The sequence below is a fragment of the Sulfurisphaera javensis genome, from assembly GCF_041154675.1.
Classification (GTDB): Archaea; Thermoproteota; Thermoprotei_A; order Sulfolobales; family Sulfolobaceae; genus Sulfurisphaera; species Sulfurisphaera javensis.
The window spans coordinates 1,541,294-1,557,436 of the sequence record NZ_AP031322.1; the positions used below are offsets into that span (position 1 = coordinate 1,541,294).

General features: G+C 32.0%; 16 protein-coding genes. 9 read left to right on the forward strand and 7 right to left on the reverse strand.

What is annotated here, in order from left to right; translation table 11 throughout:
* Positions 1-6 precede the first annotated feature (6 nt).
* Genes ACAM25_RS08620 through ACAM25_RS08635 form a run of 4 tightly spaced genes read left to right on the forward strand, consistent with a single transcriptional unit; the run spans position 7 to position 4,701 of the window.
* Complete coding sequence (locus ACAM25_RS08620; RefSeq protein WP_369609327.1) at positions 7-705, forward strand: DUF929 domain-containing protein; 699 nt, start codon at positions 7-9, stop codon at positions 703-705.
* A 7-nt stretch (positions 706-712) separates the two neighbouring features.
* Positions 713-1,324 (forward strand): helix-turn-helix domain-containing protein, encoded by a 612-nt coding sequence (locus tag ACAM25_RS08625; RefSeq protein ID WP_369611647.1) that lies wholly within the window; start codon positions 713-715, stop codon positions 1,322-1,324.
* Between the two features lie 56 nt (positions 1,325-1,380).
* The gene (locus ACAM25_RS08630; RefSeq protein WP_369609328.1) at positions 1,381-3,288 is read left to right on the forward strand and encodes a serine/threonine-protein kinase; all 1,908 of its coding nucleotides are present in this window, start codon (positions 1,381-1,383) and stop codon (positions 3,286-3,288) included.
* A 45-nt stretch (positions 3,289-3,333) separates the two neighbouring features.
* Positions 3,334-4,701: a dihydrolipoyl dehydrogenase gene (locus ACAM25_RS08635; protein ID WP_369609329.1), complete on the forward strand. Its 1,368-nt coding sequence runs from the start codon at positions 3,334-3,336 to the stop codon at positions 4,699-4,701.
* Here the strand turns inward: ACAM25_RS08635 and ACAM25_RS08640 are convergent.
* Entirely contained in the window at positions 4,670-6,007 is a 1,338-nt protein-coding gene (locus tag ACAM25_RS08640) for an MFS transporter (protein WP_369609330.1), read from the reverse strand. The genes ACAM25_RS08635 and ACAM25_RS08640 overlap by 32 nt on opposite strands.
* 151 nt (positions 6,008-6,158) lie before the next feature.
* Between ACAM25_RS08640 and ACAM25_RS08645 the strand changes: the two genes are divergently transcribed.
* Positions 6,159-7,550 carry a tRNA uridine(34) 5-carboxymethylaminomethyl modification radical SAM/GNAT enzyme Elp3 gene (locus tag ACAM25_RS08645; RefSeq protein WP_369611648.1) on the forward strand — a complete coding sequence of 464 codons (1,392 nt, stop codon included), beginning with the start codon at positions 6,159-6,161 and terminating at the stop codon, positions 7,548-7,550.
* Here the strand turns inward: ACAM25_RS08645 and ACAM25_RS08650 are convergent.
* Positions 7,531-7,890 carry a HEPN domain-containing protein gene (locus ACAM25_RS08650; RefSeq protein ID WP_369609331.1) on the reverse strand — a complete coding sequence of 120 codons (360 nt, stop codon included), beginning with the start codon at positions 7,888-7,890 and terminating at the stop codon, positions 7,531-7,533. The genes ACAM25_RS08645 and ACAM25_RS08650 overlap by 20 nt on opposite strands.
* 6 nt (positions 7,891-7,896) lie before the next feature.
* Positions 7,897-8,793, reverse strand: coding sequence for a 2-hydroxyacid dehydrogenase (locus ACAM25_RS08655; protein WP_369609332.1), 897 nt, complete (start codon positions 8,791-8,793; stop codon positions 7,897-7,899).
* Positions 8,794-8,824: 31 nt separating this feature from the next.
* Here ACAM25_RS08655 and ACAM25_RS08660 point away from each other — a divergent pair, with 31 nt between their 5' ends.
* Genes ACAM25_RS08660 through ACAM25_RS08670 form a run of 3 tightly spaced genes read left to right on the forward strand, consistent with a single transcriptional unit; the run spans position 8,825 to position 11,438 of the window.
* On the forward strand, positions 8,825-9,247 hold the full coding sequence (locus ACAM25_RS08660) for a hemerythrin domain-containing protein (protein WP_369609333.1): 423 nt from the start codon (positions 8,825-8,827) through the stop codon (positions 9,245-9,247).
* A 57-nt stretch (positions 9,248-9,304) separates the two neighbouring features.
* Complete coding sequence (locus ACAM25_RS08665; RefSeq protein ID WP_369609334.1) at positions 9,305-10,831, forward strand: APC family permease; 1,527 nt, start codon at positions 9,305-9,307, stop codon at positions 10,829-10,831.
* Between the two features lie 37 nt (positions 10,832-10,868).
* Positions 10,869-11,438: a hypothetical protein gene (locus tag ACAM25_RS08670; protein WP_369609335.1), complete on the forward strand. Its 570-nt coding sequence runs from the start codon at positions 10,869-10,871 to the stop codon at positions 11,436-11,438.
* 267 nt (positions 11,439-11,705) lie between these two features.
* Here ACAM25_RS08670 and ACAM25_RS08675 read toward each other — a convergent pair whose 3' ends face one another.
* From ACAM25_RS08675 to ACAM25_RS08685, 3 genes are all read right to left on the reverse strand, one after another.
* Positions 11,706-11,930 carry a DUF504 domain-containing protein gene (locus tag ACAM25_RS08675; protein WP_369609336.1) on the reverse strand — a complete coding sequence of 75 codons (225 nt, stop codon included), beginning with the start codon at positions 11,928-11,930 and terminating at the stop codon, positions 11,706-11,708.
* On the reverse strand, positions 11,905-12,438 hold the full coding sequence (locus ACAM25_RS08680) for a nitroreductase family protein (protein ID WP_369609337.1): 534 nt from the start codon (positions 12,436-12,438) through the stop codon (positions 11,905-11,907). The genes ACAM25_RS08675 and ACAM25_RS08680 overlap by 26 nt, the downstream gene beginning before the upstream one ends.
* 777 nt (positions 12,439-13,215) lie before the next feature.
* On the reverse strand, positions 13,216-14,511 hold the full coding sequence (locus ACAM25_RS08685) for a TrpB-like pyridoxal phosphate-dependent enzyme (RefSeq protein WP_369609338.1): 1,296 nt from the start codon (positions 14,509-14,511) through the stop codon (positions 13,216-13,218).
* Between the two features lie 396 nt (positions 14,512-14,907).
* Between ACAM25_RS08685 and ACAM25_RS08690 the strand changes: the two genes are divergently transcribed.
* Positions 14,908-15,840, forward strand: coding sequence for a PEP/pyruvate-binding domain-containing protein (locus ACAM25_RS08690; protein ID WP_369609339.1), 933 nt, complete (start codon positions 14,908-14,910; stop codon positions 15,838-15,840).
* On the opposite strand, the gene ACAM25_RS08695 is transcribed toward ACAM25_RS08690, so the two are convergent.
* On the reverse strand, positions 15,837-16,070 hold the full coding sequence (locus ACAM25_RS08695; RefSeq protein WP_369609340.1) for a MarR family transcriptional regulator: 234 nt from the start codon (positions 16,068-16,070) through the stop codon (positions 15,837-15,839). The two genes, ACAM25_RS08690 and ACAM25_RS08695, sit on opposite strands and share 4 nt — an antisense overlap.
* Between the last annotated feature and the right edge of the window lie 73 nt (positions 16,071-16,143).

Consider the following 16,143-nt stretch of genomic DNA (forward strand, 5'->3'; position numbering starts at 1 on the left):
TCTATTGTGAATATAAAAAATCTCGCTATAGGAGTGGGAGTAATTGTGTTCATTTTAATGCTAGTTTTACCTTATGCTCTTCAACCTTTTGAAGTGCCTTTAAATGCTTTTTTCAAGGTTAGTAACATAGATTATGCTAATAGCAATATTACATGTGTTATTTTTATTAGTTGGTACGGTTGTCCTTATGGTGCAACAGACAGCTGGATTTTGTATGCTTTTCTTTCGCATTATGGAAAGATAACTTATAACATTTCATACTCAGATCCTAACGATATATATCCTAATACCCCAGCATTAATATTTACTAATTTTCAACCAAACTCTTCCATTCATTTTCGTTTTGTGTACTTATACAATAGATTTTTGAACGCTACTGCGAACGGTAGTGTAGTAATTAACTACGTAAAATACGGCCTACAAGTTATTGAAAAAGACTTCCCGCAATATTATCCATTTGTAAAGGAATATGTTACACAAAGATGGGCATCTGGAAGTTTCTTTCAACCAGTAGCTTATATGGGAAACCCTCCTCATATTCCTACATTGATTATTATAAGTAGTGATAAAGGAACTTATATGTTAATTGGCCATATAGTAAGTCCTTCACTCCTAGATAACTATAATGCTACTTATCTACTTTCACATTTATCTCAATTATCTTTTATACAACAAGGTGTAGCTGAGTTAGAAAAGTACACGTGAAGGTGAAATATTGAAGGGTCCATTTGAAGTAAGCCTACTCATAGAAAATCATCCTTGTGAAATAATGAAATTAATTTCTCTTTTCAATATAAAGGCTAACGTAGAGAATGTAAAACTGAGAGAAAGTGTTACTGACCATATTGTTAATTTAGAAGGGAAAATGGATGAAGAAGAATTTTTTAAATTAAAGAACAGTAGCCTAAAAGTTTTACGTTTAAGTGATAATAAGCTTTGGATAAGGACTAATGGTTGTTCTGTTTGTAAATTGCTTTATTCATCTGACGTAATAGTCGAAAAAGTAAAAGTTGTTAGAGAAAAGACTTTGCTTTATACTCTTCTTGTTCCGAATAATAGTTCGTTAAAGGATTTTCTTAACAGGTTAGCTAATGAAGGTGTTAAAGTTACAGTATTAAATATTAATGAAATTAATGAGGATCAACTGACTGAAAGACAAATGGAAATCCTTCAATTAGCTTATAAACTAGGATATTTTGATGACGATAGAAAAATCACTTTAAGTGAATTGGCAGAGAAACTGGGTATTAGTGTGCCTACCTTAGATGAAATATTAAGAAGAGCACTAAAGAAAGTCGTAAAGTATTACATTAATAAAAAATGAAGAAGCATTCACAAAAACTTCAACAAACTTAAATAACTATCCTTAGAGTTTTAAATATGAATAGGGAACTTCTCGCAACCTCAATAATTGCATCTGGTGGAGTAGTTTTAGTATTTATATTTAATCAATCATTCTTAATTTCCAATTTCTTACTAATACTTGGTTTGGTTTTCTCTTATTTTGCTTCTATAAACAGATATATTACACCAGTAGGGTTTATCCTTTCTTTGGTCCCTTTGGTGTTCACAAAAATTAGCTTAATTTATTTAATTTCCGGTCTTTCTTTAGGGCTTATCTCTCTTGTCATCCCTTGGATATGGGAACTCATAATTATAATAATTTATGGAGTCTCGTTACTTTTTCCTTCCGTAATTTTTATTTCATCTCAAGTGTTTCAAATTGCTATTTTCTCCTCATTAGGATTTGCTAACATAAGGGCATCCACTGGTAAAGGATACCCAGCAATTGTCAAGGTTATAGGACTGCCAAACATGCCTTGGTACACTGAAGTAAATGGTGTACTTAGACAAATAAACTCTAACATACTAAGGGACAAAAGCAAAATAGAATTAAGATTATGCCCTCAATTTCTTTCTGGTTATTATTATATCCCAGAAAGTGTTACAGTAACAGCTAAGCAAGGAGAGAAGAAAATTGTCAAGTTTTCACAGTCAAACACAGTTTCTCCAGATAAATTTCCTCATTGTTTTGGCTACTTTTACGCTAAAGGATTACCATCAAATATCTCATGGTCAGTTATTGTAAATAATGTTGAATATTCCTCACAAACTAACTCAGTTATAATTGTACCTATGTTTAACATATTAGAAGCCATTTGGAATGTAAAAGATATAGTTGTTGGTAATGTTATATTTAAGCCAATAACTTATACTGGAATAATAAAAAGAGGTAATAGTGTAACGATCGAATATACAAGTTATGTCACTCAAGTTGTTCAACAGACGAAGCCTATACTTCCACCATTAAACAAATGGGATCCTAATTTGTGGGTAGGAAAAGATCTTTATGGTTATAAAATAGTCTCAGTTATTGGAATTGGAGGAAATGGTTATGTACTTAAGGCTGAGAAAGATAACGTTTATTATGCAATAAAGGTCTTCTCTCTATTTTCTAGTAATAATGCCCAAATAACATTATCTACTGTGACAAATTTTGATCAGATGTTTAAGGAGTCTGAAACATTAAAGAGCTTATCCCAGAATCCTAAGTTTGTAAGAATTTACGGATTTTATATAGATTCAAATAACATTAAGTCAATACTAAAGGGAAACGTAGAGGCGTATTATAATTATCCACCAACGATAGTTATGGAATACATGGAGGGTGGAACTGCTGACCAGTTAATGACAAACCAAAATGTGATTTATTCTAATTATTGGCCCTTAATAGTTAAAGAGATAGTTAAAGAAATTGCTTATGCGTTGGAATCCCTTCACTCTAATGGTTTCGTTCACCTAGATGTAAAACCAGAGAATATTTTCTTTTCAAGAAACTTAGGTAAATATCCAGAAGAGGTATATAGGAATATTATGGGATCTGTAAAACTTGGAGACTTAGGTTCCTCAGTGAGAAAAGGAGAAAGATTCTCCCAAGCTACTCCATCTTACTGCCCACCAGAACAAATAGAAGCAGTAATTGTAGGTAAAGGAGCTGATCCAAAAATGGATATATTTGCTCTAGGGATGACAGCCTACACTTTACTTTCGTTAAGGAAAAATAATCCAATTGCTGACCATTTAAATAAGGCTATAGACTTTTATCTATCTGGAAATGTTGGAGAAGCGTATAAATTAATTCAAACATCAAAACAAATTCTAGCTTCTTGGAGACCTACTTTACCTCCTAATACGCCTAATGAGTTAGCTAACGTAGTTTTTAGAAGTCTTAGTGTTAATCCAGATAATAGACCATCTGCATCAGAAATAGCTAATATGTTAAAGTAATTCTTTAACACAAACTTTATAGATAAAGTAAAGAATATTTGTTTTATGAAATTTGATGTTGTAGTTATAGGTGCTGGTGGAGGAGGATATCCAGGAGCATTTAGGTTGGCAAAGTCTGGCTTTAATGTTTTAATGGCAGATCCAAAAGGAGAATTAGGAGGAAATTGTCTTTATAATGGTTGTGTTCCTTCCAAGACAATAAGAGAAGAAGCTCAATTAATTCTAAGAACTAAAAACATCTTAAAAAGGGAAATTCCAGTAGATTTTCAAAGATTACAAGATCATAAGGACTATGTTCAAGAAACAAGATTTAAGCAACATAAAAGAGAATTATCTGAATATAAGACGATAACATTTTATAAAGGAATTATAAAAATAAAAGATCCAACACACGTTATAGTAAAAACTGAAGATAAAGAGTTTGAGGCAGAAACAAAATACATGATAATCGCAACTGGTAGTGAACCTTTTAAACCATCTTTCCCTGGAAGCGAGTATTGTATAACTAGTGACGATTTATATAATTATAAAACTCCACTAAGAAAACTTCCTCAAGATATGGTTATAATTGGTGGTGGCTATATTGCAATTGAAGTAGCTTCAGTATTTAACATTTTAGGCGTAAAAACTCATCTTTTAGTTAGAGGAGATAGAGTATTAAGGGGATTTGAAGATGAAATAGTAAATATACTCTTACCCATTTTAAAGTTAGACATTACTTACAATGCACCAGTTTTAGAAGTTAAGAAAATAAAGGAAGATGAATTTGAGGTAATCTACAGTGGAAAGGATGGTGCAAAGAAGAGCATGAGAACAAATTTAGTTTTATTAGCTACTGGTAGAAAGCCAGTTTTGCCAGAAGGAGTATACAATATAGGTTTAGCAATTGATAAGAAGGGTTATATAGTAGTTGATGAAGCAATGAGAACGAATTTACCTAATGTCTTTGCAACTGGTGATGTTAATGGTAAGGCACCATATTTCCATGCAGCTGTAAGAATGAGTATGGCAGCAGCTTATAATATTATGGCTAATGGTGTACCAGTAGATTACGTTGATTACAAAAGTATTCCAGTAACAATATATTCAATTCCTTCAGCATCTTATGTTGGAATAATGTCTTCACAAGCTAAAAAAATGGGAATAGATGTGATTGAGGCAACTTATAATATGGAGGATGAGGTTATGGCTCAAATTTATGATGAAAAAGAAGGTATGCTTAAACTGATTTTCGAAAGAGGTTCTTTAAGGCTAATTGGTGCTTGGATGGTGGGTGTACATTCACAATATTTAATAAACGAATTAGGACAAGCAGTACTTCATGGCTTAACAGCAAAACAACTAGCTAGCTTTGCAGATCAACACCCATCTAGTAATGAGATTATTGCTTATGCTGCAAGGAAGGTGTTATGACATTATCTAATTCTTTTCCTTTAGTTTCTGGTACTAAGAATAGTGTAATTAAAGCTGATACTAAAGCTATTAAAGCGTAAACCCCTACCATTCCGCCTAAACCTATTACATTTACTAATGAAGGGAATAGAGAAATAACTGTTGCCGAAGCGAATCTATCAACTGCAACGCTTACAGCTTGTCCAGTTCCTCTCACTTTAGTAAATGCTAACTCTGGAGTAACCATTGCAGAACCAATAATTGATGCTGGTCCAATTGCTGAAAAGAAATAGTTTAACATGTAAAATGAGAAACCTAAAAGGGCAGCTTCGCCAGTTAACACTTTCATTGGTTTAAATCCAAATAAGTAAGGATCTATTAAAAGAAGGGAATACATAATTAGCCAAACAGCAACTCCAGCGTAACCTATTGTTATTAGAATCTTTCTTCCCACCTTATCTATGAGGAAAATGCAAATTAATTGACCAGGTATACCAGCAAGGAACTGTGCAACATAAGTGAACATTATCGGCGTTAAACCTAAGTTCTCGGCAATAGTTATTGGTCCATAAATTGCGAAAGTTGAAGAGTAAATGTCATAAAGTAACCACAATATTGAAGCAATTATTATGAAAGGTAAAGAGGCCTTTAATCTATTTATAAACTTCTCTTTATCAACATTTACTCCAATCAAAACTCCAAAATTTGTTTTGATTTTCTGCAATTCTTCTTCATTAGGTTTGATTTTTGATAAGTAAATTAAAGTCTCTGTTAGTCTTCTTCGTGCTATTATTACCGATAATGCTGGTATTGCTCCTATTCCCAGCACAACTCTCCAGACAACGTTTAAAGGAAGGAACATTGAAGAAATCTGATCAACAAAAGCTGCAAATACAGCACCTAATCCCCATAATACAGCAAAAGTTATAACCATCATTTTTCCTCTGTTTTTTGCTTCAGCGTTCTCAGCAACTATTATTGGTGAAAGAACATAATCAGCTCCTATACCCATTCCCAATAAAAATCTCGAAGCGAATAATTCTGCATAATTTTGTGAAAAAGCTTGAGCTATGGCTCCAATACTCATCAGTGTAACATCAATTCCGTACATTCTTTTTCTTCCTTTAAAATCAGAAAGAATTCCGAAGATTAATGCCGAAATTGCAGCACCAAAATATGAGCCGGCAACTAATAACCCTTCAGTAACTCTGGTAAGTGATATGTAATGTTGAATTATGTAAATTGTGAGGGAAAGGGAATAAAGATTATAACCATCAGTAAATACTCCCATTCCAGAAACTAAGACTGAGTTCCAGCTTAATTTCATAAGCAATAAGTAACTACTCAAATATAAAAACTTAATTAGTAAACTATCTTAGAGTTAAATGAGATCAGAGTATGAAAACTTAAAGTGAGTTAACTAAACTTATTACCTTAATTAGTAAGTATATCATGTGTTAATAAGAAAGCCAGTAAGAATGTTATCTGGAGTTACAATTGTCTCTGTTATGACTCATCCTCATAGATGTCCTCATGGAAAATGTATCTTTTGTCCCGGTGGAATAGAATATAATACTCCTCAAAGTTATTATGGTAATGAACCAACTCTAATGAGAGCTATAGAGAACAATTATGATCCTTTTTTTCAAGTACAATCTAGGTTAAAGCAGTATGAGGCTAATGGTCACATTCCTAATAAGGTTGAATTAATTATTATGGGCGGTACATTTTTATCTACACCCATTGACTATCAAGAATGGTTTGTTACTCAAGCATTAGAAGGAATGAATAGATATCCTTCTTCAGAAAAGCCTAAATTTGTTTACCTTGAAGAAGCTCAGTTAAGGAACGAAACAGCTAATGTAAGATGTGTTGGAATGACTGTAGAAACTAAACCAGATTGGGGTAAAGAATGGCATGCCGATCAAATGCTTAGGTTAGGAGTAACAAAAGTAGAGCTAGGAGTTCAAACAGTTTATGATGAAATTTTAATAAAAACAAATAGAGGTCATACTGTTAAAGATTCTATTGAATCAACCAGAATACTTAAAGATTCTGGCTTTAAAATAGTTTATCATTTTATGCTTGGCCTTCCTGGATCAGATCCAGATAAGGATTTAGAGGCATTTAAGACTATTTTTGAAGACCCAAACTTTAGACCAGATATGTTGAAGATTTATCCTACTCTAGTAGTTGAAACAGCACCTTTGGCTGAGTTGTGGAAAAGAGGACTTTATAAACCTTACGATACTGAAACTTTAGTTGAATTAATTTCAGAAATGTATAGATATATTCCTCCATGGGTTAGAGTAATGAGAATTCAAAGAGACATTCCAGCTAATATTATTCTTGCTGGTAACAAGAAAGGGAATTTAAGAGAATTAGTTGAGAAAAGAGTGAAAGAGAAAGGGATAAAGAATAACGAAATTAGATATAGGGAAGTAGGGATAAGATGGTTACACGATGGTATTTTACCCAAAGAGCCTAAGTTAAAGAAAATTGAATACGAGGCAAGTGAAGGAACAGAAGTGTTCTTATCATTTGAAGATGATGATGGAATATTAATTGGATATTTAAGATTAAGATACCCTTCAAGTAAGGCCCATAGAAAAGAAATTGATAGTAAAACAACAATTGTAAGAGAATTGCATGTTTATGGCCCAGAAGTTCCAATAGATATGTTAGATGATTTCTCATTTCAACATAAAGGTTTCGGTGGAAAATTATTAGCTGAGGCTGAAAGGATTTCAGTGGAAGAATTTGATGCAAAAAGAATACTAGTCTTGTCTGGCATTGGTGCTAGGGAATACTATAGGAAAAAGGGATATTACAAACTAGGTCCTTACATGGCTAAGGATTTAATGAGTTAATGACTTCTTCAACAAAGGACAGAATCTTTTCAGCCTCTTCCTTTTTAATTTCATGTGGAACAGAATACCTAAACATTATCCTTATTTGGTCTAATGCTCTGATCATTACTTTATTTTCTCTAAACTTACTTATGTTTTTGTTGTATTTTTCTAAAATTCTAAATAAACCATCAAAATCCAAATACCATGGTATTTTTACATCATAGCTTAAAAGATTACTAACAAGAAAAATATAGAGAGCTTCTTCTGCCAAAATTACAGATATATCGTAAAAACCGTTTTCATAATTTAACTTTGAAGCTTTTAAATATTCAATAGCTTTTCTTTTATGCTCTTCCATTTAACATCACATATAATCCTCAATTTTTACTTTATTTTCTCCTTCTCCTTCATTTATAATTTTATAAACGTTCTTACACGCTTGAATTAAAGCATTAGTAAGAACTCTCTCATTAGCTGTAGCTCCAGCAATATGAGGTGTTCCAGTAAAGTTTTCTAATTCCCATAGTTTAGTCGTTGCAAAATTTTCTTTACCATTTACCCTCCAAAATACGTCCGTGCCAAACCTAACTCCAGGCTTCTCTTTTAAAACTCTATACATATCGTCCTCAACTATTGTTTCAGCCCTTCCAACGTTAACAATAATACACTTGTCTTTAACTTTCGATAAAACTGAATAATTTAGAATTCCTCTAGTTTCTTTGTTTAATGGTAAAGTGTCAACAATCACATCAGCTTTTCCAATAACATTGCTTAACTCTTGTAAGGAGTGTTTTTCGTCAAAATATGTTCCCTTAAATGATCTTGAAACACCAATAACATACATATTAAATCCTAACTTTGCAATCTTTGCTACTTCAGATCCTATTCCACCAGCACCTAATATTAAGATCGTTGAGTTAGAAAGCATGTAAGTTTCTACTTTCCTCTTAAGTCCGACCCCTTTAGCTAAACTTAAAATTAGACCGAAAGCATGTTCAGCAACAGAAACTGAATAAGCACCAGCATTAGAATATACAACTTGATCTTTTTTAAGTAAATTAAAGGGAAAATCATCTACCCCAGCTGAAAAAGTCTGAATTATTTTAGCCTTTTCTGCCCTAGGCAAAAGGTCTTTAGCTTGGGATGGCCATAACATTAATATTTCAGCATTTTTTATATCCTCTTCAGTTACCCCTTCGTCTTTTACTGGAATTAATCTTTTACATTCCTCCGGAAGCTTAACTGTTGAAATTATCATCATTATAAAAATAGTTTAGATAGTATATTTAATTATGGACGTTATAACTCTCCTAAAAATCGAGCACGGAATTTTAAGGGTAAGATTTCAAATAATAAAAGAACTCTTAGATCAATGCGAATCTAAAGCTTTTTTATTACTTGAGGAAACTCACAATTTTGTTGTAAAATGGCATGCCATGATTGAGGACAAATATGTTTTTCCTCTTTATGGAGAAAAAGCTAAACCTTTTTCACATGATCATTTACTAATTGAAAAATATGGTAATTCTGTACTAAAGGAGAGAAGAAAAGATTGGGTAGAGAGATACATAAAGATAGTTTTAGATCATAATCTTAATGAAGAGAATCAATTATTTGACCATAACGTTAATATACCGTTAAGTAAAATTCTTGGGGAACTTGAAAATTTCAAGGATTATAATAAAATAACGGGTTTGGATTTAACTAAATTATAGACAAAATACGTCGAACATAAGTTCGTGTTTTTAATCTCTGTGTCATTTTATATCTTAATGGCACAAAGGAAACTTTTCTTAAGGGAAAGTTCTGGTTTAGTAAAAAATGCAACTTTGAAAGACTTAGTAATGTTAAATGTAGCAAATATGGGTGCTGGATTGGCTGTATTTGAAGGAATTTCTCCTTATGTAGTGCCCGGAGCACTTCTGTGGTTGGCATCACTTATAACGTTTGTCATTACTTTACCATTAGTATTCACTTACACTTATCTACTATTAAAAATGCCAAGAACTGGCGGAGATTATGTCTGGATATCAAGGAAATTAAACGGTACGTTAGGTGCAATAATGGGTGTGGCTTTTGCTTTCAATATGCCTCCTTATTTTGCATTATCAGCATTCTTCTCTGTAGCAGCAATTAATCTAGTGTTTCTTGAGATCGGAACACTTCAACATATTCCAAGTTTAGTTTATTTGGCTAACAACGTATTTGTTAATCCTTACGGAACTTTAACGCTATTTCAAGAATTACTATTTTACTTCTTAGCTGCAATCTCTTTCGTTATAATCATACTAATTAACATATTTAGGCCAAAATGGGGTTTCACGTTAACCACAGTCTTAGGAATAATCTCTTCATTAACTCTAGTTTTAGCAATGATTATCGTGGCCTTAAACATTCCAGATTTTCACACCAAAATACAGCCATTCCTTACAGACTTTAATATTACCGGAACAATATCTCCTTTCAAATTCAGTCTCTCCTCAACACTTTACATGGTACCATTTTTTATGTCTTATGCATACATTTGGCTTTATGCAGGTCCAGCAGTTGCTTCTGAAGCTAAAGAAGGATCTTTAAAGTTAAATTTGATCTTAGGGAGCATTATGACATTTGTGATGATCACATTTCCATTTCTAGTAATGGACTTAGCTGCAGGCCCTGCATTTAACTTAGCATATTATCCTTCATTTACCTATAACTTTTGGAGCGTTGCAATATACTTGTCTAATCCAATACTCCAATGGATTTTAGGAATTGGGTTAATTGCATGGAACTACTTTATAATGGCTTTCGGAGTAGTTGTTTTTGCTAGGTACATTTTTGCTTTCTCTTTCGATAGATTGTTTCCATCAATTTTTGCCAAATTAAATAAGTACTCTTCACCAGTTTATGCGCACATACTTGATCTAATAACAACTTTAGTGTTCTTAACAATACCATTAATTTCAATCTCCGGAGCTACAGCACTTTACTCTTACACTCCTTTAGCTGTTGCTTACCTATTTATTGTATCCTTGGCTGGTATAAGAGTAGGTTATAAGGAAAATCAAAAACCTTTGTTAATATCAAGTATCCTTTCTGCAATACTTATGTTAGCTACTGAGGTAGAAATCCTAATACCCTCAAATAATTACGCCTTTAGCGTTATAGGGACTTCTGGAGTTAATTGGATAGCAACAGTTTACATAATTTCCTTAATCGGTGTTGGAGTAATATCATATGTATTAGCAAAGTATTATAGACTTAAAAAAGAAGGGATTGACATATCCCTCGTTTATAAGGAGATCCCTCCAGAGTAAGAGACTTTTTAAAGTATTACTCCTAAATACAAAAATCATGCTAAGTCTCACACTTACAGTTAATAAGTTAACAGCATTATCTTATGTCTCTAACGTAAAAGTTTTAGAAAATTTCAACATAAAAGTGCTTAATGAATACGAGGTAGAAATTAATGGAAAGAAATATGACATAAAGAGAACAATTGGACTAAATGACGTTAATTATTCATTTGAACGCTCTTCCTTCTTAGGTAGGAGGATTAAAATCCTTAAGTTTTCTCTACTTCAAAGAAAAGACGGCGTTACTATCTCAATAGATGGTGATAAAATTTTGCTAGATAGTTTTAACGAGAAGAAATTCGTTAATGACTTAATGCTCTTAGATACGGAAAAACTGTTGTCTTCAAAAACCTTAATGACTATGAAAGTTAAAAAAGAGGAGATAACTGATGTAATTAATATGGCACTAAGTAAGAGTAATAACACTACTTTGCTTTTGTGGTTATCATCCGACAACAAATATGTAAGGATGAAAATTAAAAATGGGGAACTTATTGAAAAAGTAGGGGAATTTACATCTCTCGGAGAAAACGTTGACGTATTCATTAAGCAGTTAGCAGTAACTTAGTACATCCCTCCCCACCTCATATAATTTATAATGTAAAATCTCTTTATTTCCTTTAAAGGAATTTTTTAAGTTAAACATCAATTTTATATATCGCTTTCTCAATTTAATATTCTTTCTGACGTAATACATGAATTGTTTTCAATTTTTCCGTCTTATTATAGTTCCATTTTTTATAATTAACAATCTTATTTCATCACATACTTTCGTAAATATTTAACGTTTTTACATAATTACGAGAAATAACTAATGATAGTTAATTTTTTAAACTCATCTCTTCCATATTATCTTTCCATCTTCTTTAATCTCAATAACCCTATGCAAAGGAATTACTGTCTCTCCATCGTTTAAATACAAGTAATAATTATCAACTCTTTCTATTGAAGAAAAAGGTATTTCATCAGTTCCTTTAATCCTATCCCTAATGACAAGAGAGAATCTACTTTTATCTGTTTGAGTGTAAATAATCTTAATTATTGCTTCTTTTATCCTCATCTATTCCCCATCTATTAAAATATATTACGTCTTCTGCCCTTTTAACTGTTTTATCTCTAGGTTTATAATTAGGATCAGGATAACCAACTGAAAGTAAAGTAACTAAAACTTTGTTATCTGGAATTCCTAAAATCTCCTTAGCCTTCTTGTTTTCATAAGCTGCTATCCAACCTATTCCTAATCCTACAGAATAAGCTGCTAAGACAAAATACATCGTCGCGTTAACAACGTCAACCATCCATGTCTCTGGGCTTACGTCTGGCTCTGCAACTACAGCAACTCCTATTGGGGCTAAAGCTATATGAGAAGCTCCTTTATGTAATTTTGAAAGTTCCTCCTTTATCTTTTCATCAGTAATAATAATAAACTTCCAAGGCTCATTGTTCATAGAATTAGGAGCATGATTAGCAACATAAATTAGTTGCTTAATTAGTTCTATGTCTACTGGCTTTTTCTGAAAACTTCTTATACTTCTTCTCTTCATAAGAAACTCAGTTATTTCATTCATAATTTTAAAGTTTGGGCTAAAATAATGAGTTTAACTTAATATTATTATATAGGTAAATGTTTAAACTCAACTTATAGTGTAAATAAGCTAATAAGAGATATAGAAAAGATATGTAAATATAGAACAATTAGATATTTAAGAATAAGAGAGCAGAAGCCATCTAACTTCTATATCTTTTTTGTTTGAAAACTTAAAATCTTTTCTGGCCTAAAAGGGGTTTTGGTCTCATTGAATTTCATGTAATTCTTATGGAGTTTACCGATGTCGTGGGTAATCCTATCATCCTTCTCGCTCCCATTAGGGAGATAACTAAACCGGTGAAGGATGAGAAAACTTACACATCTTGCGTGTATACTTTTCCACCACTATTCGGGAATTTATCATTTGCGACTGGATTTAGAACTGTTTCAGATACAAAGCATTTAATCTTTACGCTTTAATGGAAACAGACTTCAACGGCATTCAAAGTCTTTATGAGTTTTTTCCTTGGTATCAAAATCTCTTTAACTAGACATTGACACATTGCTCTTAAGAAGCATATAGATTCTTTGTCTTTATGCTTAATCGTATATTTCTTTCTTTTCCTCAGCTGACAACTAAAAAGAAAATACTCACAGAATTAATAATTTAGTAAATATAAAAGAATTGTTTCTATATGAAGAAACTATAATACATTTTTAGATAACTAAGTTTATTTTTAGAGAATGTAAACTTAAATGAAATTAAAATTTCTACCTTTTTTTTTAAAAAAAAAAGAAAGGATGAATATACTAAAAATTAATCCTTATTGAAACCAAGTACATCAGCAAAGTTAGCTAAATCAAGTAAACCATGGCCAGAGAAGCTTATTAATACAGTCTTCTTTTCACCATCCTTTTTAGCTTCTTCAACTATTTCTTTTAATATTGGTAGTGCGTGGCTAGTTTCTGGTGCAGGGACCCAACCCTCAACTTGGCTGAATAATTTTGCCCAAGCAAAAGCCTCTCCCTGTGTATAGTCTCTTGCTTGTACAATTCCCTTATTCATTAATAATGAAAGAGTTGGTGCGACTGCGTGATACCTTAATCCTCCAGCATATACCGGTGGAGGTACGAAATCAGAACCTATTGTATACATTTTTAACATTGGCAAAATTCTAGCTGTATCAGGATAATCGTATTTATATACACCTTTCGTCATTTTAGGTACCTCAATCGCACCAGAAGCAATATATTTTCTTCTCACTTTACCTTTCCTTAATTCTTCACCAAGAAATGGATAAGCTAAAGCAGCATAATTTGAACCACCACCAACCACACCAATTATATAATCTGGGTCCTCACCAATTATTTCCATTTGCTTCTTAGCTTCCATTCCAGCAATTGTCTTAAATAATATGTCAGAGTTAACAACACTTCCTACTACGTATTTACCTCCTTCTTCGAGAGCATAGTATACAGCTTCGGATATAGCAATTCCTAGTGAACCCGGAGTATTTGGATCTTTTTGCAATACTTCTCTTCCATATCTTGTAAACTCTGAGGGTGATGGATGGACTTGTGCACCATACATTTGCATTAGATAACGTCTGTAAGGCTTTGCATAATAACTAGTCCTTACCATGAAAATGTGTGCTGGAACTTTAAATAATGCTGATGCTAAAGCAACTGCTGAACCCCATTGTCCGGCACCAGTTTCAGTAGCAACAAATTTTGCATTATCAAGTTTAGCATAATAGACATGAGCTAAAGCACTATTTATCTTATGTGATCCAGTGTAAGTATGACTTTCCATTTTCATATAAATTTTTATGTAACCTCCTAAGTAATCTTCAAGTTTTTTTGCTCTAATAATTGGTGTTGGTCTGCCAACTTGCAAATATCTCTGAAGTACCTCCTCTGGTATCTTAATGTATCTTTCAGTGGAAAACTCAAGTTCGAGAACTTTTGATGGTAATACTTGTTTCAAAATTTCAAAAGATTTACCAGATGGATCTTGGGGTGGTGGTAATTGTTCTGGTAAGTCAGGAAGAATGTTATACCATTCAGTTGGTATTTCATCTTGTGACAGGTCGAATCTAACTTTTTCAAGCATAGATAAAACTTAATCTCGTATTTAAAAAATTTGTATCTTTAATTATTCTTCGAGTAATACCATATTATGTTTCACTTTTTATAAAATTATTTGAATATTACATATTTCAGATCAGAAGATTTGTTTTAGTATGGAAAATTTGATAATTTTCATTTTCTTTCATATAATACTTGTGAAATTCTGTTATATTGTTTAAATAATTACTTAGGAATATAGTCATAAATTTAAACATCCTTCACTAGTTGTAATTATAGTAGAGATTAAATAATTAGATAAGCAAAGTACGTAAATTTATACTTTAACGAAAGTTTTTATGTTTAAAGAAATAGTAAGTAAGGTTTAAGCTTAAAGTACACTTTACTAAAGAGTTTTAAATTATAAATCAAACGTTAAAGTATGAGTTATACATATTCCCTCGATGAAGTTAATTTAAACATGATATCTGTGGTAGGCAGGAAAAGCGCTTATTTAGGTGAATTATATAAAATTGGTTTTGACATACCAAAGGGTTTTGTTATTTCCACTTTAGGCATAAGTGAAATATTAAAGGACCTTAGACAAGACATCGGCTCAATACTTTCATCAGTTGATTTAAACAATACTGCAGATATTGAAAAGAAAAGTAATGCAATTAGGAGTCTAATTCTGAATTCATCTATGCCAGATGAGATAGAAAAAGAGATACTAGAGAGATTTGAAGCATTAAATTCTATGTATGTAGCGGTAAGAGCTACAGTAACTTCACCTCTAAGTGGATCTAGTTATGCTGGAGAATATGAGACGGATTTATTTGTAACAAAGGATTCGCTAATCAAAAGTATAAAAAGAGTTCTTGCATCTTATTATAGTCCAAGAGCAATTGCTTATAGATTACTAAGTCATGATAATTCTGAGATTGCAATATTAGTTCAAACTATGATAAATCCTAACGTTGCTGGAACAGCTTTTTCCTTACATCCAGTTACTGAAGAGCCAGATTATGTGTTTATCGAATCTGCTTTTGGCTTAGGGGAAAGTGTGACTAAGGGATTAGTAACTCCAGACCAGTATGTAGTTAGCAAATCAAAAAGAAGCTTAGTGTCAAAGAGAATTTCATCGAAATCAATAAAGTTAATTTATGACTATGAAGAGAAAAGAATAAAACCAATCGAATTACAAGAAGCAACATTAGAGAGCTTAAAAGAGAAAGATGTAATTAGGGTTGCAAATATGACAATAGCTATAGAAGATATATTTAAAAGAAGTATAAATATTGAATGGGCTATTGAAGGAAATAAACTATATTTACTTGAAGTAAGGGGAATAAGAAGAATTTACCCAGAATTTTAATCAGATAACTTATAACATTCCTCAATTTCGCTTACAGCATATAGTTTTTCTCTTGCATCTTCTAAACAAGGTAAAACCTTAATTAACCCCTTATCCTTTAAGTCCTTAATAGCATAACGTAATGTTCTCGTTGACAATCCTGTTATTTCTTTCAAATCTTTAAATTTTACTATCTTTCTTTCTGAAATAATCTCAAGGACTAATCTAGCTGAAGGTGAAAGTTCCCTCATCAGAAAATACTTTTGATTCCTTTTATCTTAAAATTTTTGATAGATGCAAGGTTTTGCAAGATAACTTTAAATT